Source organism: Gemmatimonadota bacterium (assembly GCA_016704275.1).
Taxonomy (GTDB): Bacteria; Gemmatimonadota; Gemmatimonadetes; order Gemmatimonadales; family GWC2-71-9; genus Palsa-1233.
Genome location: JADJAK010000001.1, coordinates 338,013 through 360,773 on the forward strand (window position 1 = coordinate 338,013; position 22,761 = coordinate 360,773).

At 68.3% G+C, this 22,761-nt stretch carries 26 protein-coding genes; 22 read left to right on the top strand and 4 right to left on the bottom strand.

What is annotated here, in order from left to right:
- Positions 1-145 precede the first annotated feature (145 nt).
- Positions 146-814: a hypothetical protein gene (locus IPG05_01575; protein MBK6493789.1), complete on the top strand. Its 669-nt coding sequence runs from the start codon at positions 146-148 to the stop codon at positions 812-814.
- 92 nt (positions 815-906) lie between these two features.
- Here IPG05_01575 and IPG05_01580 read toward each other — a convergent pair whose 3' ends face one another.
- Positions 907-1,119, bottom strand: coding sequence for a cold-shock protein (locus IPG05_01580; protein ID MBK6493790.1), 213 nt, complete (start codon positions 1,117-1,119; stop codon positions 907-909).
- Positions 1,120-1,525: 406 nt separating this feature from the next.
- Here IPG05_01580 and IPG05_01585 point away from each other — a divergent pair, with 406 nt between their 5' ends.
- The 5 genes from IPG05_01585 to IPG05_01605 are packed head-to-tail and all read left to right on the top strand — an operon-like array spanning position 1,526 to position 5,058.
- Complete coding sequence (locus tag IPG05_01585; protein ID MBK6493791.1) at positions 1,526-1,867, top strand: TfoX/Sxy family protein; 342 nt, start codon at positions 1,526-1,528, stop codon at positions 1,865-1,867.
- Positions 1,868-1,922: 55 nt separating this feature from the next.
- On the top strand, positions 1,923-2,834 hold the full coding sequence (locus IPG05_01590; protein ID MBK6493792.1) for a VOC family protein: 912 nt from the start codon (positions 1,923-1,925) through the stop codon (positions 2,832-2,834).
- A 35-nt stretch (positions 2,835-2,869) separates the two neighbouring features.
- A complete protein-coding gene (locus IPG05_01595; protein ID MBK6493793.1) occupies positions 2,870-3,445 on the top strand; it encodes an NAD(P)H-dependent oxidoreductase in 576 nt (191 codons plus the stop codon).
- Positions 3,438-3,833 (top strand): hypothetical protein, encoded by a 396-nt coding sequence (locus IPG05_01600; GenBank protein MBK6493794.1) that lies wholly within the window; start codon positions 3,438-3,440, stop codon positions 3,831-3,833. The genes IPG05_01595 and IPG05_01600 overlap by 8 nt, the downstream gene beginning before the upstream one ends.
- Positions 3,834-3,891: 58 nt before the next feature.
- The gene (locus IPG05_01605; protein ID MBK6493795.1) at positions 3,892-5,058 is read left to right on the top strand and encodes a hypothetical protein; all 1,167 of its coding nucleotides are present in this window, start codon (positions 3,892-3,894) and stop codon (positions 5,056-5,058) included.
- Positions 5,059-5,070: 12 nt separating this feature from the next.
- Here the strand turns inward: IPG05_01605 and IPG05_01610 are convergent, their stop codons facing one another.
- Positions 5,071-5,658 (bottom strand): hypothetical protein, encoded by a 588-nt coding sequence (locus tag IPG05_01610; GenBank protein MBK6493796.1) that lies wholly within the window; start codon positions 5,656-5,658, stop codon positions 5,071-5,073.
- 182 nt (positions 5,659-5,840) lie between these two features.
- Between IPG05_01610 and IPG05_01615 the strand changes: the two genes are divergently transcribed.
- From IPG05_01615 to IPG05_01650, 8 genes are all read left to right on the top strand, one after another.
- Positions 5,841-6,323, top strand: a complete 483-nt coding sequence (locus IPG05_01615) for a VOC family protein (GenBank protein MBK6493797.1) — start codon at positions 5,841-5,843, stop codon at positions 6,321-6,323.
- Entirely contained in the window at positions 6,320-7,192 is an 873-nt protein-coding gene (locus tag IPG05_01620) for a hypothetical protein (GenBank protein ID MBK6493798.1), read from the top strand. The genes IPG05_01615 and IPG05_01620 overlap by 4 nt, the downstream gene beginning before the upstream one ends.
- A gap of 20 nt (positions 7,193-7,212) precedes the next feature.
- Entirely contained in the window at positions 7,213-7,770 is a 558-nt protein-coding gene (msrA, locus tag IPG05_01625) for a peptide-methionine (S)-S-oxide reductase MsrA (GenBank protein ID MBK6493799.1), read from the top strand.
- A 30-nt stretch (positions 7,771-7,800) separates the two neighbouring features.
- Complete coding sequence (gene lepB / locus IPG05_01630) at positions 7,801-8,550, top strand: signal peptidase I (protein MBK6493800.1); 750 nt, start codon at positions 7,801-7,803, stop codon at positions 8,548-8,550.
- A 483-nt stretch (positions 8,551-9,033) separates the two neighbouring features.
- Entirely contained in the window at positions 9,034-9,912 is an 879-nt protein-coding gene (locus IPG05_01635) for an alpha/beta fold hydrolase (protein ID MBK6493801.1), read from the top strand.
- Between the two features lie 61 nt (positions 9,913-9,973).
- Positions 9,974-10,507 carry a sigma-70 family RNA polymerase sigma factor gene (locus tag IPG05_01640; protein ID MBK6493802.1) on the top strand — a complete coding sequence of 178 codons (534 nt, stop codon included), beginning with the start codon at positions 9,974-9,976 and terminating at the stop codon, positions 10,505-10,507.
- Positions 10,504-13,206, top strand: a complete 2,703-nt coding sequence (locus IPG05_01645) for a protein kinase (GenBank protein MBK6493803.1) — start codon at positions 10,504-10,506, stop codon at positions 13,204-13,206. Before IPG05_01640 ends, IPG05_01645 begins: the two co-directional genes overlap by 4 nt.
- A gap of 143 nt (positions 13,207-13,349) precedes the next feature.
- Positions 13,350-14,198, top strand: coding sequence for a neutral zinc metallopeptidase (locus tag IPG05_01650; protein MBK6493804.1), 849 nt, complete (start codon positions 13,350-13,352; stop codon positions 14,196-14,198).
- Positions 14,199-14,374: 176 nt separating this feature from the next.
- Here IPG05_01650 and IPG05_01655 read toward each other — a convergent pair whose 3' ends face one another.
- Positions 14,375-15,199 carry a phosphodiester glycosidase family protein gene (locus IPG05_01655; GenBank protein ID MBK6493805.1) on the bottom strand — a complete coding sequence of 275 codons (825 nt, stop codon included), beginning with the start codon at positions 15,197-15,199 and terminating at the stop codon, positions 14,375-14,377.
- Entirely contained in the window at positions 15,199-15,945 is a 747-nt protein-coding gene (locus IPG05_01660) for a hypothetical protein (GenBank protein ID MBK6493806.1), read from the bottom strand. The genes IPG05_01655 and IPG05_01660 overlap by 1 nt, the downstream gene beginning before the upstream one ends.
- Before the next feature lie 212 nt (positions 15,946-16,157).
- On the opposite strand from IPG05_01660, the gene IPG05_01665 reads away from it, so the two are divergent.
- The 8 genes from IPG05_01665 (at position 16,158) to IPG05_01700 (ending at position 22,730) form a co-directional block, all read left to right on the top strand.
- Positions 16,158-17,672: a DASS family sodium-coupled anion symporter gene (locus IPG05_01665; GenBank protein ID MBK6493807.1), complete on the top strand. Its 1,515-nt coding sequence runs from the start codon at positions 16,158-16,160 to the stop codon at positions 17,670-17,672.
- Positions 17,673-17,839: 167 nt separating this feature from the next.
- Entirely contained in the window at positions 17,840-18,145 is a 306-nt protein-coding gene (locus IPG05_01670) for a hypothetical protein (GenBank protein MBK6493808.1), read from the top strand.
- A gap of 111 nt (positions 18,146-18,256) precedes the next feature.
- Complete coding sequence (locus tag IPG05_01675) at positions 18,257-18,595, top strand: hypothetical protein (GenBank protein MBK6493809.1); 339 nt, start codon at positions 18,257-18,259, stop codon at positions 18,593-18,595.
- Positions 18,592-19,722 carry a P1 family peptidase gene (locus tag IPG05_01680; GenBank protein MBK6493810.1) on the top strand — a complete coding sequence of 377 codons (1,131 nt, stop codon included), beginning with the start codon at positions 18,592-18,594 and terminating at the stop codon, positions 19,720-19,722. Before IPG05_01675 ends, IPG05_01680 begins: the two co-directional genes overlap by 4 nt.
- On the top strand, positions 19,722-20,105 hold the full coding sequence (locus IPG05_01685) for a RidA family protein (GenBank protein ID MBK6493811.1): 384 nt from the start codon (positions 19,722-19,724) through the stop codon (positions 20,103-20,105). Before IPG05_01680 ends, IPG05_01685 begins: the two co-directional genes overlap by 1 nt.
- Before the next feature lie 125 nt (positions 20,106-20,230).
- Positions 20,231-21,466: a M20/M25/M40 family metallo-hydrolase gene (locus IPG05_01690; protein ID MBK6493812.1), complete on the top strand. Its 1,236-nt coding sequence runs from the start codon at positions 20,231-20,233 to the stop codon at positions 21,464-21,466.
- A complete protein-coding gene (locus IPG05_01695) occupies positions 21,466-22,194 on the top strand; it encodes a sulfite exporter TauE/SafE family protein (protein ID MBK6493813.1) in 729 nt (242 codons plus the stop codon). Before IPG05_01690 ends, IPG05_01695 begins: the two co-directional genes overlap by 1 nt.
- Complete coding sequence (locus IPG05_01700) at positions 22,191-22,730, top strand: hypothetical protein (protein ID MBK6493814.1); 540 nt, start codon at positions 22,191-22,193, stop codon at positions 22,728-22,730. Before IPG05_01695 ends, IPG05_01700 begins: the two co-directional genes overlap by 4 nt.
- Positions 22,731-22,761 lie beyond the last annotated feature (31 nt).

Consider the following 22,761-nt stretch of genomic DNA (forward strand, 5'->3'; position numbering starts at 1 on the left):
TGAGCGAAGTCCGCGCAGCGGACGAAGTCGAAGGACCTTTGGACGGAGAGAGGTCCTTCGACTGCGCGGCCCGATGGGCCGCTTCGCTCAGGATGACAGTCCGGGGAATCATCCAATCATTCTTCACCATCTCACGGAGCCCCCCATGCCCTTCTCCCGTCGCGACTTCCTCTCCAGCCTCGGCGTCGGCGCGGTCGCGGCGGCGAACGGCGTTCCACTCCATGGTGCGGTGACCCCGCCCGAGCATCTGGTCCCCATCGCCGGGGACTGGGATGTCTCCTGGGTGGACCGCGTGAAGGGAAAGGCAAAGGCCGTCTTCGATTCGCCGGACATTCATGACGGGGCGGGGATGTTCCGCGCCATCATCTGGCGCGAGAACTACAAGACCATCTACGGCACGCCGATCGACGAGTTGTCGTCGGTACTGGTCATCCGACACTCCGCGATCCCGATGGTCATGAGCGATGCCTTCTGGGCGGAGTACAAGCTCGGCAAGGTGGAGAAGATCAAGGACCAGCAGACCAAGAAGTGGACCGAGGTCAATCCGTTCCGCGTGGCGCCGGCCGGGACGCCGCCGCAGTGGGCGGGGTACACGCTCGAGGCCTTCCTCAAGAGCGGCGGGATCATCCTCGCCTGCAACATGGCGTTCGGGCAGATGGTCGGGATGGTGGCGGAGAAGCACAAGCTGAAGCAGGACGAGGCGCGCACCAAGGCGCTCGAGGGGCTGATCCCCGGCGTGATCCTGCAGCCGTCTGGCGTCTTCGGGGTGATGCGTGCGCAGCAGGCGGGATGCAGCTACATGGTCGCGAGCTGAATCGACCGTGGGTCGATGGATACAAGAAGGCCCCCAGCATCAGATGCTGGGGGCCTTCCGGTGTCGTGGCTCGAAAGCCCCGACGCTTGGCCTTAGCGGCCGAGCTTCACGACGTTCTCAGCCGCCGGGCCCTTCTGGCCCTGCACGATGTCGAACTCGACGCGCTCGCCTTCGGCGAGCGACTTGAAGCCCTGGGCCTGGATGGCCGAGTGATGGACGAAGCAATCCTTTTCGCCATTCTCGGGGGTGATGAACCCGAAGCCCTTCGCGTCGTTGAACCACTTCACGGTGCCGGTGACACGCATTGCCCTACTCCTGGATGGTGTAATCGGAGTCCGGGCTATGCCGTGCTGACCGACTACAGGTTCGCGATCATCCCCTCGCGGCGGGGTCGGTCTCCGGAAAGAGCGGCACTCGCCGTCCGATCCGTGTGGCCCGGAGCCATTTGGCCCCGCGAGACCTGTCCTTTCCCAGCGGGAACGGAGGCCAACGGAGGAAATGAACTGCCCGGGAGCCGTTTGCGCAATAGGGGGGCCTGAAGCCAGTCGGGGTAGGGGAATGGTTTACTGGTGAAGGATGTAGCTTTCCGGAGGTGAACGGTGACCAGTGACCAGTGACCTGTGACCTGTGACCAGGCCCTAGCGACCTACCCCTGGTTACTGGTCACTGGTCACTGGTCACTGGCTATTGGTTACCCGCGCGGAGGCTCGCATGGCAGTAGATCCCGGCTTCGGAGCATTCATTCTGGAACAGCTGGGCCGCGTGGCCCCGTCCGTCCGCTCGCGGGCGATGTTCGGGGGGCTCTCGTTCCGGACCGCCGAGGGGACCTTTGCCCTGCTCGACGACGAGCAACTCTACCTGAAGGGGGACAAGCTCTCGGTGGCCCGGTACGAGGCGGCCGGCTGGCCGCCGTTCCGCCCCTTCGGCGAGGACGGCGCGGCGATGAACTACTTTGCCGTCCCCGGGGAGTTGCTTGAGGATCTCGATGGGCTGCGGCCGTGGGTCGACCTCGCGCGCGAGGCGGCGGCACGGGCTCCGAAGAAAAAGAAGTAGCCACGGGGAACCTTCCCCCCGAGCGGCGGCGTACAGGATCGCAAGGAGGTAGTTCATGCGACTCGATGGCATCCATCACATCTCGTGCATCACCGGTGATGCACCGACCAATCTCGATTTCTACACGCGCGTGCTGGGGATGCGCCTGGTTGCCAAGTCGGTGAACCAGGACGACCCGTACGTCTATCACCTCTTCTACGCCGACCACGTCGGGTCGCCGGGCTCGGACCTGACCTTCTTCGAATACCCGGGTGCGCTGCCCGGCCGCGCCGGCGCGGGGATGGTGTACCTGATCGTTTTCCGCGTCGGCTCGGCCGCGGCGATCGACTTCTGGGCCGCACGACTCGGCGCCGAGGGGATCGCGATTGCCCGCGAGGGCGACGTGCTCGACTTCGCCGATCCGGAAGGGCTGCGCCTGCAGCTGGTGGTCACCAGCGTTCCCGATGCACCACTGGTCGCGAACCATCCCGAGATTCCGGCGGCAATGGCGCTGCAGGGCTTCGATGGCGTGCGGGCCTACGGCGGCCGCGTGGCGGGAAGCCGGCGCGTCCTCGAGGCGGTGATGGGAGCTGAGCCGGTCGGCGAGCAGGAGTGGCGCATCACGGGGCCGTCGCGCACCGGCTGGATCACCTTCGAGAATCCGCCGATGCAGGCGAGCCGCCCTGGTGCCGGCACCGTGCACCATGTGGCCTGGTCGACCGAACCGGCCGAGCATGAGCTCTGGGTCGAGCGGCTCGCCATGGGAGGGGTGTCCTCGACGCCGGTGATTGATCGTCATTACTTCCGGTCGATCTACTTCCGCGAGCCGAGTGGCGTGCTGTACGAGCTTGCGACGAAGGGACCCGGCTTCACGGTCGATGGCCCGCTCGAGGAGTTGGGGCACCACCTGATCCTGCCGCCGTTCTTCGAGTCGCGCCGTGCCGAGATCGAGTCGCGCCTCACGCCGTTGCCCGACATGGCCCGCTGACTGCGGGCCACTTCCTCACTTCACCGAGTTCCCCCATGGCTGATGCGCTGCACCTCGTGGCCCTCTGTGGCTCCCTTCGCAAAGGGTCCTTCAATCGCTCCCTCCTGTCCGCGCTGCCGCCGCTCGCACCGGAGGGGATGGTGATCGAGGTGCTGGAGTGGGGGCATCTCCCCGTGTTGAACACCGACCTCGAGGTCGACGGCGTGCCGCCGGCCGAGGTGCGGGCGCTGCAGCAGCGGATCCGCGCGGCTGACGGCCTGCTGATTTGCACGCCGGAATACAACCACTCGATTCCGGGCGGCCTCAAGAACGCGATCGACTGGCTCTCGCGCGGACCGATGCCGCACGGCCTCTTCGAGGTCCCCACCGCGATCCTCGGCGCCTCCGACGGCACCATCGGCACCACGCGCGCCCAGGCGATCCTGCGCCAGACGCTCGCGACGCTGAACGCGCCAACGATGCCGTTCCCGCAGGTGCTGGTGGCGACGGCGCAGAAGAAGTTCGACGCCGAGGGGAAGCTCACCGACGACAACACGCGCGAGTTCCTGCGCACCTACCTGGTGGCGGTGGCGCGCTGGATGCGGCGCTTTCCGAAGGCTGAACGTGGCTGAATCGCCTGAAATGGAAGTGCAGCGGCCCGCGCACACGCCGTCGGAGCCGTTCACGCGCGCCTCGCTCTACCTCGGTCCGCTCTTCGAGGCGCACGGCTTCCGCTGCATGGCGCGCGAATACTCCGAGGGGAGCGAGGCGAGCGCCTCGGCGGAGTACGGCCTCGGCGACGTGCGCCTGCGGCTGGTCTGGGAAGGCGAGGAGCGGGTGCTCTTCATCGAGTGCGCGCGGGCGTCGGGTGCCTCGCTGATCTCGCGGTGGACCGACATCGAATGGGCTGTCGCCGGTGAGCGGCTCGATGTCGATCGCGACCTGACCGATGCGCGGCTCGAGCGGCTCGCCGCGGCCCTTGTTGCATTCCTCGCGCGGGGCCGCCCCGACGAGGCGTAGCCGCAACCGTTCCGAGGTTCGGGGCATCCACTCGATGATCCCCCTATTCGGAGTCCTCGTGATCCATTCCCGCCCCGCGGCGCTTGCCGCGCTGGTCCTCCTTGCTGCCTGCGGTGGCACGGCGACTGCGCCCTCGCTCTCGACGACCACTGACTCCGCCGGCGTCGCGATCGTGACCGGTCCGGCGGTCGACAGCGCCCTCCCCTGGAGTTTCACCGAAGTCCATCGCATCGGCGGCGCCGACAGCGGCGTGGCGTCGTTCACGCGCGCCTCGAGCGGGGTGGTCGCGACCGATCGCCGCGCCACGATCGCGGTGCTCGATTGGGAGAGCACCAACCGGATCCAGCTCTTCGATTCGAGCGGCACCTGGCTGCGCTCGGTCGGGGCGAAGGGCGGTGGGCCTGGCGAGATCCAGGCGCCCTCGGGGATCACGATGGATGGCAGTGGCCGGTTGCTCGCCTTCGACTACGAAAAGATGGCGCTGGTGCATTGGGGACCCGACGGTGCGCCGCTGCCCGAGACGAAGTGGAGTGCCGAGCATGGCTTCCCATGGGGCGTGCCGCAGATGACAGGCGACACGACCATCGCGCTGGTGCAGGTGAGTGACTCGATCCATCGCACCACGCGCCTTGAGGTGCGGACGCCCCGGGGGACGGTGTCGATCGACTCGACCATCGGACCGGCGCCGAAGATGGTGATGCTCTCGTGCGTGGGGCTGTCGATCCCCCCGCTCTTCACGGGGCAACTGGCGTGGGGCATGGGAAATGGGCAGTTGGCCACGACGCCGCAGACGACTTACGTGGTGAACGTGCGTGAGGGGACGCGTCTCGTGCGCAGCGTGCGCCGCGCTATCACCCCGGCGCCGGCCACCGCGGCCGATGCCGCGCGTCTCTACCCTGAGGGCATGAAGGTGATGTTCGGCGGCGGACGGTCGTGCGTGACCCCGAGCACCGAGGTCGCCGAGAAGTTGGGGATTGCGCCGACGATTCCGCTGGTGAAATACGTCGTGGTAGCACCGGACGGCGGGCTCTGGGTGCAACGCTACACCTTCGAGGGGGAGACGCCGGCGGTCGACGTCTTCGATGCCGAGGGCCGTTACCTGGGCACGGTCACCGGACGGCCCGCGCCTCTCGGCTTTCTCGGCAACGAGCTGGTCCTCTTCCCGATTGACAATGCCGACGATGGCACCAGCATCGTCGGCATCTATCGCATCACGAGGCGCTGAACCCGCGAGCGCTCAGTGGGTGTGGGCGCCGCCCTCGCCCTTGGCAATCTGCAGGTGATGTTCGACGTGATGATTGCCGAGGGTGAGCAGGCCGGCGAAGCCGAGGCCGCGGATACGCGCTACGGTGCGGGCATCGTCGTTGCGCTCGGCCGTGACGACGAGCCGGACGCCGCCGGGGATCACCGTCGTGGTGGCGGCCAGGTCAGGCATCGCGTCGACCATCTTGCCGTGGTTCACGACCATCCGCTGGATCGACTGCGCCGTCGCGGCATCACCCGTCACGTCCATGCTCAACCCGCCCGCGACCTGGGTGCGCTGCACCGACGACTTGAGCGTCACCACATTCATGTCGATCAGGTGCCGGCGGAGCGCCTCGAGGTCGACCTTCGACCAATCGGTCATCGGGTCGGCATCGAGCAGCTTGACGACCTCGGCGATCGCGGCGAAGGCGTCCTGCCCGGCCTCGGTCGGCAGCACCGTGCCCGGGTGCGTCATCCCGGGGGTGTGCTGGTGCCCGGCCGGCATGCTGGTGGTCTGCGCGGCGAGCGGTGCGGCAAGGAGCGAGGCCACGAGGACGGCGGGGATGAGGAGGGCGGACATGGGAACGATCCTGGTGAACGGTGAACGGTGAACGGGAGAAGGGTGACCTGTGACCAGTGACCAGTGACCAGTGACCAGGGACCCGCACCACCCAGACCTACGACCTACGACGTACGACCTACGACCTACGACCTACGACTTACGACTTACGACTTCCGACCCCCTAAAGGTAGCATTCCTGCATGAATCCCATCGACCCACGCGTCTCAATTGGTCACGTCCACCTCAAGGTGGCGGATATCGAGCGCGCGCTTGGCTTCTGGCGCGACGTCCTCGGCTTCGAAGTCCAGCAGCGGATGGGGCAGTCGGCCGTCTTCCTCTCGGCCGGCGGCTACCACCATCACCTGGGCCTCAACACCTGGGAAAGCCGAGGCGGCTCGCCGCCGAGCCCGCGCAGCACCGGGCTCTATCACGTGGCGATCCTCTATCCCGATCGCGCCACCCTCGCCGATGCGCTCCGCCGCGTGATGGCGGCCGGGATCCCGCTCGAGGGGGCGTCGGATCATGGTGTGAGCGAGGCGATCTATCTCCGTGATCCGGATGGCAATGGCGTCGAACTCTATCGCGATCGGCCGATGGCGGAATGGCCGCGCGACGAGCAGGGCGAACTCGCGATGACACTCGACCCCTTTGACCTGCAGGCACTGCTGGCCGAGGCACCGTGACAGGGAACCGCCGGAGTCTTGCTGGCGTACTGTTCACGTTGCTGCTGGCGCCGATGGCGTTGGCGGCGCAGGGCATCCCGTCGCTGGTGCTCCATCACCTCCGGGTTGGTCTCGATTCGGCCACCTGGAAGGACGTGCATGGTTCGCCGTTCCTGCGCGAGCAGTTCTCCGCGTTCGACTCGGTCCGCGTCGACGGTGGTGGCACGACCACGCTGCGCCATCTCTTCACCGGCCGTCGCAACTGGCTCGAAGTGGTGCGCGGGGTCGGTCCGGCGTCGATCGAATTGGGGCTGACGAACGACGATGCGAGCAGTGTCGCACGGGTCGTCGCCGGGTGGCGGCGCGATGGGGTTGTGTTTGACAGCGGTGCGGTGGGGCGGCCCGATGGGCAGCACGCCGCGCCGTGGTACCTCCGTTGGGCGGTGCGTGGCGCCACGGATGCGATGTTCGGTGTGGAGCTCGATGCCTACCACCCGCTGCTCTACCGACGGCTGGCGGAATGGGATTCGTTGCCGGTCGACCATCAGGATCGTGTGCGCGCCTTGCGGCCACACTTCGCGACGGAGCGGCTCTTCTCCGAGATCACCGGCGCGACGCTGGCGATTCCGGTCGAGGAAATCCGGCGGCTGCGGAACGCGCTGCGTGGTGGTGGGCTGCAGGTCGTCGACGAGGGCGAGGGTTTGGTGGTGCTGCTGGCCGATGGGGTGCGGCTGCGATTCGTGCCGGCGTGGAATCAGCCGGGGCTGCGCCGGCTGGAGTTCTACCTGACGCGCGCGGTGCCGGCCAATCCGATCTATCGGTTGGGGCAGCATTCGCGGTTGCGGTTCGGACCGGGGCGCGTGGCGGCCTGGGATTTTGATTTGCCGTGATGCACGGCGAGGAGTGGCAGATGGCGTTGGCGACGTTGGGTGGCGGCTGCTTCTGGTGCCTGGAGGCGGTGTTTGAGCGGGTGGCGGGCGTGACGGCGGTGGTGTCGGGGTACGCGGGCGGGCATGTGCCGTCGCCGTCCTACGAGGCGGTGTGCGCTGGCATCACCGGACACGCAGAGGTCGTGCAAGTCGAGTTCGATCCGGCGGTGATCAGTTACCACGACCTGCTCGAGATCTTCTTCACGATCCATGACCCGACGATGCTGAACCGCCAGGGACACGATAGCGGGACGCAATACCGGTCGGCGATCTACACCCACGACGCGGGGCAAGCCGACGTGGCGCCAGCGCTGGTGGCCTCGTTGGAGGCGGACGCGGTCTTTCCGCGCCCGATCGTCACCGAGGTGACCCCGCTCGACACGTTCTGGCCGGCGGAGGCCCACCATCAGCAGTACTTCCGGCGGCACCCGGCGCAGCCCTACTGCGCCGCGGTGATCGCCCCGAAGGTGGCGAAGCTCCGGGCCAAGTGGGCGTCGCGGCTGCGAAACGCCTCGGGCGAGATGACCTCCGCCCCTTGAGCCTGACGCACGACCGGGGCATCCTCCACCATGGGTGGCGCGGATGCGCCGGGGCAGATCAGGCACGAGGGAGGGGTCGTGGCGAAAGGCGGGGCGGGGAAGTCACTGCTGGACTGGATCAAGGCGGCGGCATGGGCGTTCGGCATCTGGCTGGTGCTGAGCACCTTCGTCGTGCAGGCCTATTTCATCCCGTCGCCGAGCATGGAGACGACGCTGATGGTCGGCGACGTGCTCTTCGTCAACAAGTTCCTCTTCGGCGCCAAGATTCCGCTGATCGACGTCCGGACGCCGGCGGTGCGCGAACCGAAGGCCGGCAACATCGTCGTCTTCATGTCGCCGATCGAGGACTCGATCCTCGTGAAGCGACTGATCGGCGTTGGCGGCGACACGCTGCAGATGAAGCAGGGTGTCCTCTACCGCAACGGCCAGGCGCTGGAGGAGCCCTACATCCAGCAGACCAACCCGACGTGGACGCTCGACCCGCGCACGCGGCAGGAGATGCGCGACCTGCAGCTGTCGCACTACATCGGTGCCGAGCCGGACAAGTATCTCCCGGACATTCACGACTGGGGCCCGCTGCTGGTGCCGAAGGATTCGCTCTGGATGATGGGCGACAACCGCGACGGCTCGCGCGACTCGCGCTTCTGGGGCTTTGTCCCGCGCAAGAATGTGCGGGGCACGCCGGCGATCATCTACTACTCGTGGGATGGCACGAGCTACCGGCCGTTCCCGTTCTTCACGGCGACCAGGTGGAATCGGATCTTTCGGGTGCCGAGATAGTTATGAACGGTGAACGGTGAACAGTGAACGGTGAACGGTGAACGGTGGCGGTGGTGAGGGGTGAGGGGTGAGGGGGCCCGCGTCGTGTCATCCTGAGCGGAGCGACGGCGGAGCCGGCGCGCAGTCGAAGGACCTCTTTCCCGGCGCTCGGAGAGAGGTCCTTCGACTTCGTCCGCTTCGCGGACTTCGCTCAGGATGACAATCCCCGGAGCCACCCCGTTCACCGTTCACCTCCCTCACCCCCTCCCCATGTCGCCCCCCGCCCATGCCCTGCGCATCTCCTCCCAGACACCATCGGGGAGCAGCGCATGCAGTCCTTCGAATCCATCATCCGCGTGGCCCGGTCCTTTGACCACGCGGCCGATCCGCCGGGGCGGGCGGCCGTCGGGGGTGTCCCTTGATGGGCAGCCCGGGGGGGTCCGGCGTGAAGGGGGGGGCCGCGGGCGCGACGTGCTCTACGCCACTGCGCGGGTGCGGTAACCGATGTCCGTCGACGCAGGGTCATCGCTCGGGGCCGCCATCGCCCCGCTCACCTTGGTGACCGAGGACGGCTATCCGCTCGCGGCCACGCGGTATCGGGCGCGCGCCCCGCTGCGTGGGGTGGTGGTGATCGCACCGGCCACCGGGGTGCGGATGCGCTACTACGCAGCGTTCGCCGAGTTCCTGGCGGGCGCGGGATTCGAGGTGCTCACCTGGGATTGGCGCGGCATTGGCGATTCGCGCCACGAGGCACGCTGGCGCGACCGTCGTCTGACGATGCGTGCCTGGGGCGAGCGGGACCTCACCGCCGCGATCTGCTGGGCAGCGCGCCGCGACCACGGCGCCCCCGTATTCGTTGTCGGGCACTCGTTCGGTGGCCAGGCGCTCGGACTTGCCGCGAACACCGATCGGGTCTCCCGTGCCGTGCTGGTCGCGGCGCAGCACGGCTGGGCAGGCCACTGGTCCCTGCGCGGCCAACTGCTGTTGCGACCGCTCTGGCATCTGGCCATGCCCCTGCTCGCGACGGTGCTCGGGCGCTTCCCGTCATCGTGGTTCGGGCTTGGCGAGGACCTGCCGTGCGGCGTGGCACGCGACTGGGCCGCGTGGGGGCGTCGTCGTGCACGCTTCGGACCATGGGCGGGCCACGCCGCGGTTCGATCGCCGTTGCTGGTCTACTCGGTCAGCGACGACCGCTTCGCGCCACCACGCGCGGTCGAGGCCCTGATCGGGGCCTATGCCGGGGCGAAGGTCCGGCACCGGCGGCTGCGGCCCGAGGAGTTCGGGGTCGCCACCTTGGGCCACTGGGCCTTCTTTCGCGAGGGCGTGATGCCGTCGGTCTGGGCTGACGTGGCGGAGTTTCTTGGGGGGGGAGATGCAAGCTGACACCGCACCGAAGATCGGGCGGTATATTTCCGCGACTCGATTCTCTGGCGGAGCATCCGCGATGACCGGCCCCCCCACCGGCGACAGCGATCTTTTCATGCGCCTCTACGCGGAGCTCCGTGTGGTGGCAGATCGCTTGCTGCGACGCGAGGCACCTGGTCACACGCTCCAGCCCACCGCGCTGGTCCATGAAGCGTGGTTCAAGCTGGCCGGCACCGCCGCTCCGGTGGTTGTTGATCGTGCCCACTACCTCGCCCTCGCGGCCCGCGCAATGCGCCAGGTCCTCGTCGATCATGCCCGGCGTCGACGGGCCGCGAAGCGTGGCGTGGCGCCGGTCGACATCACGATCGCCGACGACCGTCTCGGCTTTGCCCTGCCCCTCGACGACTTGATCGCGGTCGACGAGGCGCTCACGCGACTGGCCGAGAAGGACGAGCGTCTCGCGCGGGTGGTGGAGTTGCGGTTCTTCGCCGGTCTTGGTGAGGCGGAGGTCGCCAGCGCGCTGGGGGTCACCACGCGGACCGTGCAGCGCGATTGGCTGAAGGCCCGCGCGTGGCTGCACCTGCAACTCGCCGATGGTGGTGCCACCGCGTGACCATTCCGAACGACCGCTGGCCGCGACTTTCGGCGTTGTTCGACGAAGCGCTGGACCTGCCCGAGTCGGCGCGTGCCGCCTGGCTCGCGGAGGCCGCGCCGGACGACCCGACGCTCCGCCAGGAGCTCGTGCGCATGCTGGCTGCGCACGCACGGACCGGCCCGCTTGATCGCAACCTGGCCCCGCTGGCCGAGGCCGATTTCCACGGCCGACTCGATGCGGCGCTCGGCGATCGATACGCGCTTGGCAAGACCCTGGGCGTCGGTGGCACCGCCGCCGTCTTTCTGGCCCACGAGAGCAAGCACGACCGCCACGTGGTGCTCAAGGTGCTGCAGCCAGGGCTGGCGGCGGCGATCGGACCGACGCGCTTCCTCGAGGAAGTGCGCATCACGGCGCGGCTCTCGCATCCGCACATCCTGCCGCTGCTCGATTCGGGGGAGGTCGACGGGCTCCTCTTTTACGTCATGCCGTACCTCGGTGGCGAGACGTTGCGTGAGCGGCTCGCGCGCGACGGCGCCTTGCCGCTCACCGAGGCGGTCGGGTTGTTGCGCGACATCGCCGGCGCGTTGGCGCATGCGCACGCCGCCGGGGTCATCCACCGTGACCTCAAGCCGGAGAATGTGCTCTCGGTGGGGGCGCACGCGTACCTGCTCGATTTCGGGATCGCCAAGCTCGAAGCCGATGTCGAGAGTGCCAGCGTGACGCATCCGGGCTTCGCGATCGGGACGCCCGGGTACATGGCGCCGGAGCAAGCGGCGGGGCAGGCGGTCGATCACCGCGCCGACCTCTACAGCTGGGGGTTGCTGGCGCGCGAGATCCTCACCGGCGCGCGGTCGGCACTGCCCCTTGGCGAGCAGCGCCCCGATCTGCCGCGCTCCCTGGTGGCGCTGGTCGAGGCGTGCCTCGCGATCGATCCGGCGGAACGTCCGGCGACGGCGAGTTCGCTGGTGGCGGCACTCGACGGATTGGTCGCGCCAGTGCAGGAGCGCCCATGGTCTCGCCTGCTCCTGCCAATCCTGGCCGTCGCGGCGGTGGTGGCCGCCATGTTGATGATGCGCGGTGAGGCGCCGGCCGCGGCACCCATCGCCGGACCGATTGCCGTAACGCCGCTTCGCAACGAGACGGGAGACAGCGCGCTGGCAGGTTGGGGACGGTTGGCAGGTGACTGGGTCACTCAGGGGCTGCACGAGGCCGGGCTCCTGACCGTGGTGCCGTGGCCCAGCATTCTGCTGGCCGCGGAACAGCACGCCAAGAGTGGTGCAGCCGATCTGGCGGCCACGGTTCGCGAGGAGACCGGCGCCGCGCTGGTCGTGAGCGGGGGCTATTACCGCACCGGCGATTCGTTGCGCTTTCAGGTCAGCATCACCGACATGCGCGATGGTCGGCTGGTGGCGGCGATTCCCCCGGTGGTCGTGGTCAAGGACTCCGCCGCCTCGGCGGTGCGTGAGTTGCGCGATCGGGTGATGGGCGCGTTGGCGGTGGCACTCGACGAGCGGATGCCGCCCGAAGTCGACCTGGCTGCGCATCCGCCGACGTGGGAGGCGTACCGCGCGTTCGATCGCGGGATGGCCGAGTTCAATCGCTACGACTATGCCAAGGCCGACACGTCGTTGCGCGAGGCGTGGGCACTCGATTCGACCTTCGTGCCGGCCCTCCTCTATGCCACCTTCGCGGTGGTGAACGATGGTGATGCCGTGCGCGGCGATTCCCTGTTGGCGCAAGTCATGCTGCGCCAGCGCCACTTGAGCGGCTACCACGCCGCGCTGGCGGGGTATCTCGAGGCGTATCTCGCCGGCGACCGGAGCCAGGCGCTGCCGAAGATTCTGCTGGCGGCCGGACTGGCGCCCTCCTCGCGCGCCGGGTACAACGCCGCGTTCGTCCTGCTGCAGTTGAACCGGCCGCGTGAAGCCGATTCGATTCTCGGCTCGCTCAATCCGGATCGTGGCCCGATGCGAGACTGGCCGACCTACTGGAGCCAGCGCGCGTACGCCGCTCACCTGCTCGGTGACCACGACCGTGAGCGCAGCTATGCGCGGACCATGCGCGCGCGCCACCCCGATCAGCGCGTGAGCTGGGTCATCGAGGCCCGCGCCCTCGCGGCGATGGGTCGCGAGCAGGCCCTCGATTCGCTCTTCGTGGCGGCGGCGACGCTTGACCCCGACGTCTATTGGTCCCAGGGCGCGATGTATGTCGTGGCGGGCGAGGAACTCGCGGCACATCAGCGCGGCGATTCGCTGGTGCGCTTCCGGCAGGCAGTGACGTGGTTCGAGGAACGACTGCGCAACGATCCGGCCAACCGTGCCCACCAGACCTGGCTGGCGCAAGCCTACCTCGGACTCGGCGACTGGAAGGCCGCCGAGCGATGGCTCTCGATCGTCGATGCCAAGGGCCCGCCGCGCCTCTTTATCCGCGGACTACTCGCGACCCTCGCCGCTCGGCGCGGCGACTCGGCCGGGGCCGTTCGCCTCCTCGGGCCCGGCCCGACGGCGGGACACGTCGACGGCGAGTTCCTGGTCTACGAGGCCAGGCTGGCCGCGCTCCGTGGTGACCGCGAGGAGGCGATCGCCAAGTTGAGCACCGCACTGCGTCTCGGCGTGAACAATTTTCATTGGGTGCAGCATGCGGTGCGGCAGGACTTCGCGGCGATGGCGGGGGATGCGAGGTATCGGAAGTTGATGGGATTGGAGGGGGGAAGGTGAACGGTGAACGGTGCGCCGGGATGAGGTCCGAGTGCGCCGGCTCGCGTCGCTTCGCTCAGGATGACAATTCCGGACGGCACCCCGTTCACCGTTCACCGTTCACCCCTTACCTTCCAACCATCCCCCAACCGAGATCCCAACCCATGCGCTGGTCCGCCTCCGGTCGTTCGCAGAACCTTGAAGATCGTCGCGGCGGTGGCGGCGGCGGGATGATTCCCGGTGGCATCGGCGGCCTGGGGATCGGCGGCGTGGTGCTCGTCGTCATCTTCTCGCTGATCACCAAGCAGAATCCGCTCGCCGTCATCGGAGCCCTCGACGGCGGCACCGCCGCGCCCGGCGTCGAGGCGCCGATCACCGACCCGGCCGAGGAAGAGAAGGTGCTCTTCATCGGTGCGGCGCTCGACAGCACGCAGGCGCTCTGGGCGCGGTTGCTGCCGACGATGGGCGCCGAGTATCGCGACGCGAAGCTGGTGCTTTTCCGCGACCGGACCACTTCCCCCTGCGGCGCGGCGCAGTCGGCCACGGGTCCCTTCTACTGCCCGGGCGACGAGAAGGTCTACATCGATCTCGGCTTCTATCAGGAACTGGCGACGCGCTTCGGCGCACCCGGCGACTTCGCCGAGGTGTATGTCCTCGCGCATGAGATCGGCCACCATGTGCAGAAGCTGCTCGGCACGGAGGAGGCGATGCGTCGCGCGCAGGAGCAGCGGCCGGACCAGGCGAACGCGCTCTCGGTGAAGCTGGAACTGCAGGCCGACTGCTACGCCGGTGTCTGGGCGCACACGGCGGCCCAGCAGGGGCGGCTCGAGCGCGGCGATGTCGAAGAAGGGCTCGGCGCGGCGTCAGCGGTCGGCGACGACCGGATCCAGCGGATGGGCGGCGGCAGCGTGAATCAGGAGAGCTGGACCCACGGATCGTCCGAGCAGCGGATGACGTGGTTCAAGCGTGGGTTCGAGAGTGGCGATCCGAAGATGTGCGAGACGTTTCGATAGACGGTGAACGGTGAACGGTGAACGGGGTGTGTTCCCGGACCTGTCATCCTGAGCGAAGTCCGCGAAGCGGACGGAGTCGAAGGACCTCTTTCCCAGCGCAGGGATAGAGGTCCTTCGACTACGCGCCGGCTGCGCCGTCGCTTCGCTCAGGATGACAACCTGTAGGGTCAGCCCGTTCACCGTTCACCGTTCACCTCAACCCCCACAATCCCCAATGGCACCATCCGCCAGTTGCTCCACTGGCGCAGCGTCGTGCTGCTCTCGCGGAGCGCGAGCTGGCTGGAGAGGCCACCGTCGAGGCCGACGGCGCGAGTGGCCCCGAGGCGGCGCATGAGGGTGGCCAACTCCGGGATGGTCGGGCCGAAGGGGAGGGTGGCGCCGGCGGAGCCCGCGCCACGGAACCGCGTCAACACCAGTAGAACGCGCCCCTCGGCGTCGGTGCCGATGGCGAGCCGCGTGTCGCGATGCTCCAGGTCGACGCCGCGCCCCGGGGCGCGCAGCGGTGGCGGCATTACGCCCTCGACCAGCAGCATCGGGTACGATTGAATCGCGGCGCGCACGGTGCCGCGCGCCGCCGGGATCTCCTCGGGCGTGAGCAACCGCACGGCGCCCGCATCGAACACCACCGCCATCGCCACGCTGCCGGTACCCGGCGCCTGCCGCTCTACACCATCCTGCACCAGCCATCCCCACGGTGTCCCCTCGCGGAATTGCCCCGCGTTGAGGGCGAGGACCGCCTCGGCCGGCATCGAGTCGACCGTCCAGGCGCCACGCAATCCGGCGTAACGCGTGCGTGCCATCAGGTCGAGGTGGATGCGCGCGGGGTCGATCCGCAACGCGATCACCTGCACCGCCTGCAACACGCCGCGTTCCGCCATTGCGAACTCGGTGCGCTCGATGCCGTCACGTGCGGCGGCCCAGGTGATGCCGGGCGACGCCGCGCGCGGGCCGAGCGGCAGCGCGAGCAGGGTGAGGGCGAGGCGCAGCGTGCCGGCGTGCATCAGGAAACGGCCTTCATCCCGGCGAGCAGCTGGCCGCACCGCGGCGTGAGCAGCGCCGCCTCGTTTGCCTCGTAGACGAAGTACACCCCGGTGCCGATCCCCGGCACGCGCACATCACCGTTCCCGCGCGCGGCCGCGTCGAAGTTGCAGAACGGCGTGATCCGCTCCTTCAGCAGCGCGTACCGCTTCTGGTCCATGCCCACCAGCTTCGCCGCCTCGTGCTCGGAGGGGTGATAGAGCGCCGACGGCCCCGGCTCGGGCGGATACAGGCTCGGATCGAAGCCGCACTTTCCCTGCACGATGCGGTCCTGCTGGGCCTTCATCGCCATGGCAATCTTCGTCATGTACTCGGCGCTGCCATCGTTGTCCTTCGAGGCCATCGCATCGAGGTAGTCCTGCATCATCTTCTTGGCCTCCGGCGTCGTCGGCGCCAGGGCCACCTCGGAACAACGACGATACTCCTCAGGGGACTTGAGCGTGGTCCGAATCCGGGCCCGCTCCTCCAGCCAGTTCTTCTCCGCCGTCAATGCCCTGGCGAAGAGGTCGAGTGACGGGCCATCGATCCGGTCGGCCGGCTTGACCTTCACGGGCCCCACCGGTGCCGACTCGACCTTGGCCACGGCAGCCGGCTTGTCGACGCCGGCAGCGGCCTTGGCCTTCTTCATGAGGCCACCCAGTTGGGCGTGGCCGGGGACGGCGAAGGTGGCGGCCATGGCCGCGGCGAGGGTCAGGGAGAGGGTCCGCATCGAAGGCTCCAGTTGGGGGTGGCAGTGATCCCTTTTGGAACGTTGACGGGGGGACGTTGCAGATTGTTTCAAGGGCCGGCCGATGATCGATGATCGATGATCGATGGAGCCTTGGCGAGCTCGGCCGCCCGGGGGGATATTGGGGGCCTTCCACGATACCGATCGATCATCGATCATCGATGATCGATCATCGTCCGCCTCCCGGAGCCCCCATGTCCACCTCCCCCCTCGTCGGGATGCTCTCGCCTGCGGAGGAGCGTTTCGAGGCGTGGCGGGGGCGGGTTGGATTCGTGTTGGCCCCGGCGGCGGCCCTCGGGATCGCCCTCCTTGAGCTGCCCTCGCTGACCCCGGAGGCGCATCGGCTTGCCTCGGTGATGGTCGCGGTCGTGGTGCTCTGGATCACCGAGTCGCTGCCGATGCCGGTGACGGCGTTGCTCGGCGCGTCCGCCTGCGTCATCCTCGGGGTGGCGCCGGCGAAGGTGGTGTTCGCCCCGTTTGCCGACCCGCTGATGTTCCTCTTCATCGGGTCGTTCATTCTCTCGCAGGGGATCTTCCATCACGGGCTCGATCGGCGCGTGGCGTTCACGGTGCTCTCGCGCCCCTGGGTCGGCGCGAGTCCGTCGCGCCTCCTGCTCTCGTTCGGCCTGATCACCGCGGTCATTTCGGGATGGATCTCGAACACCGCCACCACGGCGATGATGTTCGGCATCGGGATGTCGATCCTGCGCGTGCTCTACCTGCGGCAGCAATCCGGCGAACTCGCGCTCGATCCGCGCTGGGCCAGCGGCCTGATGTTGATGACCTCGTTCGCCGCGTCGATCGGCGGTCTGATGACGCCCGTCGGCACGCCACCGAACGTGATCGGGCTCGGCTTCATCCGCAGTGAATTGGGCGTGCAGATCCCGTTCTTCTCGTGGATGCTGCTTGGCGTGCCGACGGTGGCGATCCTCTTCGTGGTGCTGTTCTTCACGCTTCGCGCACTCTCGCCGGCCGGGGTGGCCGTCCTGCCCGGTGGCGCGAGCGTCGCGCGGGACGGACTCGCGGGACTCGGCGCGTGGCGTCGCGGCGAACGCTCCGTGCTCTGGGCCTTCCTCGTCACGGTGGTGCTCTGGATCACCCCTGGCGTCCTCGCCGTGGTGCTGGGAGAACGCGCACCGCTGACGCTCGCGGTGCAGACCGCGCTCCCCGAGGGGGTGGCCGCGCTGCTCGGCGCCACGCTGCTCTTCCTCCTCCCGGGCGAGCCGGGGCAGCGGGCACTCACCTGGCCCGAAGCAGCCAAGATCGACTGGGGTGTCGTGCTGCTGTACGGCGGTGGCTTCGCGCTGGGCACGCTCGCGTTCCAGTCGGGGCTCGCCGAGGCGGTCGGGCGCGGGGTCACCGGCTGGATCCCCAATTCGGGGGAATTGGGACTGCTGGTGATGGGGACGATCGTGGCGACGCTGCTCTCGGAGACGACCTCGAACACCGCCGCCGCGAACATGGTCGTGCCGGTCATCATCGCGATCGCGACGGCATCCGGCGTCGACCCGCTGCTCCCCGCACTCGGGGCGACGATGGGCTCGTCCCTCGGCTTCATGCTGCCAGTCTCGACCCCCTGCAACGCCATCGTGTACGGCAGCGGGATGATCCCCCTCTCGCGGATGATGCGGGCAGGGCTCATCCTCGATCTGGTCGGGATCGTGGTCGTGATCGGGGTGGTCTCGCTGCTTGGTCCGCTCCTCCGATAGGCGCCGGGACCTTCAGGCGGCAGGGACAACGGCCGATACCTCGGAGTCTCGCCTCTTTCGGAGTTCGCATGTCCCCCAAGTCCGGAAGCCCTGTGAGCGCGATCATCTGTTCCATCGTGGTCGCCGGCGCTATCGCGTATCTGGTTGAAACGCTCTCGCACCAAGTCATGCCTTACACCTCCGGGCTCGACGCCACCGATCCGGCGCAACTGAAGCTGGCGCTCGAGGCGGGGGAACTCCCGCTCCTCGGCATGGTGCTGGTGCTCGGTGGCTGGTTGCTGGGCGCCTATGCCGGCGGCCGAGTCGCCATCAGCATCGGCAAGCAGGAGTGGGTCGTGATGACCTTCGCGGTGCTCTTCACCGTCGGGATCGTGATGAACCTGCTGGTGGTGCCGAGCCCGACCTGGATGTGGATCGGGGGGGCCGGCGCCACGCCGCTCTTTGCGCTGGGAGCAGGCAGCGGGCGCAGCTGACCACGGGGTCGGGGAGATCAGGGGGCGGTCCTTCGCGGGGCCGCCCTCGTTTTACGTGCCGGCGGGGTGCATTTTTGTCGGCGACCCCTTCCTCCCGGTATCGACGGCTCGATGCGACATCTTCGTGTGATCTTCATCGCCTGGCTTATCACCTCCCTCGGCGCAGCGGCGGGGTGGTTTCTGGGTGGCCTCGCCGACCGCAAGGTGGCGTTCTTCGCGGCCACAGTGGTGGGCACGCTGTCGCTGCTCTACGCGATGTCGTTTCTGATTGATCGCCACTGGTTCATGGAGGAGCGTCGCCGCGGCGGCACGATCGGCGGGTTGGTCGGTCTCTGCATTGCTGCACCGCTCGTGTTGATGTCGACGGCCACGCCAATCCTGGGCGTCACCGCGCTCGTCAGCGTGGGGATCGGCGTGTTGGTCGGTGCCGGTGGCGGCGCGCTGGAATGAGGGCCCTGCTCCTGGTGGCGCTGCTCCCCGCGGTGCTCGTGGCGCAGGAGCCCGCGCGGCCGAGGGCCAGAGATCTGGGCATTGCCCCGGGGATCTTTCGACCCGGTCCGCTGAACGGGATCACCGACGTGGCCGGCGTGCTCGTCGGGCAGACCACGGTGCAGGAGGGTGATTCAGTCCGCACCGGCGTGACGGCGATTCTTCCGCATGGTGGCGATCTCTTCCGTGATCGCGTCCCCGCAGGGCTTCATGTTGGCAACGGCTTCGGCAAGATGCTGGGCGTGACCCAGCTGCGCGAACTTGGCGAACTGGAAACCCCCATCCTCCTCACCTGCACGCTCTGTGTCTGGCAGGCTGCCGACGCGATGGTGGCGTGGCAGCTCGCGCGGCCCGGGATGGCCTCGGTGCGCTCGATCAATCCGGTGGTGGCCGAGACCAATGATGGCGGCCTCAATGCGATCCGCAGTCGACCGATTCGTCCCTCCCATGTGGTGTCGGCGCTCGAGGGCGCCTCGGCCGGTGCGGTTGCCGAGGGCAGCGTCGGTGCGGGGACCGGGACGGTCGCCTTCGGCTGGAAGGGCGGCATCGGGACCTCGTCGCGCAAGCTGCCGGCGTCGCTCGGCGGCTTCACGGTCGGCGTGCTGGTGCAGACCAACTTCGGTGGCGTGTTGCAGATCCTTGGCGCGCCAGTCGGCAAGGCGCTCGGGCGCTATTCCTATCGGACGCAGACCATCTCCGAGCGCGGCGATGGCTCGATCATCATCGTGGTCGCGACCGACGCGCCGCTCTCGGAACGGCAGTTGGAGCGACTCGCGGCGCGGGCAATGTTCGGGCTGGCACGGACCGGCTCCGATGCCTCGAACGGCTCCGGTGACTACGCCATCGCCTTCTCGACCGCTGCCGAGGTGCGCCGTCGCCCCACCGAGTCGGCACCGCGGAGCCTGCGCGCCCTGCAGGATGATGCCGTCTCTCCGCTCTTCGAGGCGGTGATCGAGGCGACCGAAGAGGCGATCTACAATTCGCTGCTCCGCGCCACGTCGGTCACGTCGAAGGGGCGCACCATCGACGCGATTCCGATCGATTCCGTGCGAGCCATTCTGACGCGCTTCCGCGCGGCGGAGCGATGATGCAGCCGGTGGCGACCAGCGGCGCGCCGACTCCGGCCGGGCACTATGCGCAGGGCATGGTGCATGGTGGCGTGGTGTATGTCTCGGGACAGCTGCCGATCGATCCCGCGTCCGGTGCGGTGGTCGAGGGCGACACGACGGTGCAGGCGGAGCGGACGCTGCAGAATGTCGCCGCCGTGCTGGAGGCGGCGGGCAGCGGGCTGGACCGCGTGCTCATGCTGACGATCTTCGTCACCTCGCGCGAGGACTGGCCGGCCGTGAACGCGGTGTGCGCGAGGATGTTCGGTGCGCATCGTCCAGCTCGCGCGATCGTCGGTGGGGCGGATTTGAAGCCGGGGTGTCGGATCGAGATCACCGCCGTCGGGATGATCAGTGCACGATGATCGATGGTCGATGATCGATGGTGGATGTTCGATGCGAGAGAGTAGGTGGGGTGAGGGGTGGGAGGCGGCGGAGTTATCGATCATCGATCATCGATGATCGATCATCGAATTCTCGGAGAAGAGTCATGCGACGTATGATGTTGGCGGTGCTACTACTTCTTTCGGCGACCTCGCTCTCCGCGCAAGCGAAGGCAAGTCGCGCGGATCGGGTCAACGTCGAGCGCATCCTGCGCACGTTGGCGCACGACTCGATGGAAGGGCGCGGGACCGCGACGCCGGGGGAGGAACGTGCTGCCCGCTTCATTGCCTCGGAGATGAAGAAGATCGGCCTCAAGCCGATGGGCGATGACGGCTTCTTCCAGCGGGTGCCGATGGCGATGCTGGCCGCGAACCGCCCGGGTGGCGTCCGTCCGCCGACTGGCTGCCAGGCCGGGACGTTCAAGGTGAATGGCGATTCGGTCGCGACTCCGCTCTGGAAGTGCGTCGGCGCCGCGGCGCCTGCGCCCGGTGCGCCGGCACCTGCGGCGGGCACGCCCCCGACCCAGGTGACGACCTATCGCGTGCCGACCAATCCCGCTGCCGCGGTGCCGCGCCTGACCATGCTGCCCTCGATGGCGGTGTGGGACACGATGCCGGCCGCGACGCGGCGCACGGGGCGCAACGTCGTCGGGGTGATCCCGGGCAGCGATCCGAAGCTCAAGAACGAAGTGATCCTGGTGATGGCGCACTTCGACCACCTCGGTGTTCGCGGCCCCGGCGTCAATGGAGACTCGATCTACAATGGCGCGGATGATGACGCGTCGGGCACCACCGCCGTCCTCGAGATCGCCCGCGCCCTGAAGCAGGGGAAGGCGCCGAAGCGGACCGTCGTCTTCGCGACCATGACCGGCGAGGAGATGGGGCTGCTCGGGACCCGGTATTTCATCGCCAATCCGCCGTTCCCGCTGAAGACGATGGTGGCGGGATTCGAGATCGAGATGATCGGTCGCCCCGACTCGCTCGCGGGTGGGCCAGGGAAGGCGTGGCTCACCGGCTACGAGCGCTCGACGATGGGTGACATGCTCAAGGCGAACGGGATCGCGATCGTGCCGGACCCGCGGCCGAGCCAGAATTTCTTCCGGAGAAGCGACAACTACGCCTTTGCGGAAATGGGGATCGTCGCGCACACGCTCTCGACGTTCAATCTCCACACCGACTATCACCGGCCGTCGGACGACGCGGACAAGTTCGACTTTGACCACATGACCGCGGTCATCAAGGCCGGCGCGCAGGCGGTGCGGCATCTCGCCGATGGGGCGACGCCGGCGTGGCATGAGGGTGGCAAGCCGGCGGCGCCGGCGCCACGCCCGCCCGCGCCGTGATTGCTGCGCTCCTCCTTGCCCTGGCCGCGCTGGCCTACAGCGCGGTGGGGCATGCGGGCGCATCGGGATACCTCGCCGTCATGGCGCTGATGGGGACGCCGGCCGCAACGATGCGGCCGACGGCCCTGCTCCTCAACCTCGTCGTCGCCACGATCGGGACGATCCAGTTCACCCGCGCCGGCCACTTCCGCTGGTCGCTATTCTGGCCCTTCGCCATCACCTCAATTCCGATGGCCCTGATCGGTGGCCGATTGACGCTGCCCGAATCGGTGTATGGCCTGATCGTCGGTGGCGTGTTGCTGCTTTCGGCGCTTCGACTCGTGGTGACGCGCGCGGCCCCCGACCAGGTCACCTCGCCACCGCGGCCGTGGATCGCCATGCTCGCCGGCGCCGTGCTGGGGTTGCTCTCGGGCCTTACGGGCGTCGGCGGCGGGATCTTCCTGTCACCGCTGCTGCTCTTCTGTGGTTGGGCAGACATGCGGACGACCGCGGCCACTTCGGTCGCCTTCATCCTGGTCAACTCGGCGGCCGGATTGCTGGGGCAGTTGCCGCTCGGCGACGTGCTGCCAGCCGCGCTGCCGCTCTGGATCGTCGCGGTGGTGGTTGGAGGCGGGATCGGCGCCACGCTCGGCAGTCGAAAGCTGCCGATGCCGGTGCTGCGAGTCGTGCTCGCGCTCGTCCTGGTGGTCGCTGGGGGCAAGATGCTGGCAGGGGTCCTCGGCCGATGAGGGCCGGCACCGCCGCGGCGTCACCCCGGGGGCGTCAACTGGTCGGCGGGGCGCTCGCCATCGCCACGCTCTACATGGTCGCGACGGCCGAGCAGTGGCATTTCCTCGACAACGTGAACCTGCCGATCCACGAGACCGGGCATCTGGTCTTTGCCTGGGGTGGGGAGGTGCTGACGGCGCTCGGTGGAACGTTGTTCCAGCTGATCGTCCCGGCCCTCTTCGCCCTCTCGTTCCACCGCCGCGGCGATCCGATGGGAGTCGGCGCGGGAATTTGGTGGGTCGGCCAGAATTGCCTCTACATCGCGCGGTACCTCGCCGATGCGCCGGTCCAGGAGCTGCCGCTAGTGGGTGGTGGGGAGCACGATTGGGCTTTTCTGCTCGCCGAGTGGAATCTGCTGCACCGGGCCGACGCGATCGCGAGGGCGATCCGGCTCGCCGGCGTCGTCGGGATGGCGGTCGGGGCGGTGATCGCCTGGCAGGGGCGCCGCCCCGCAGGTGCCACCCCGCGACTGACGGGCGGGCAGACGGAGGATTAGACTTCATCGGCTTGCCAGCCCAACAGGAGCC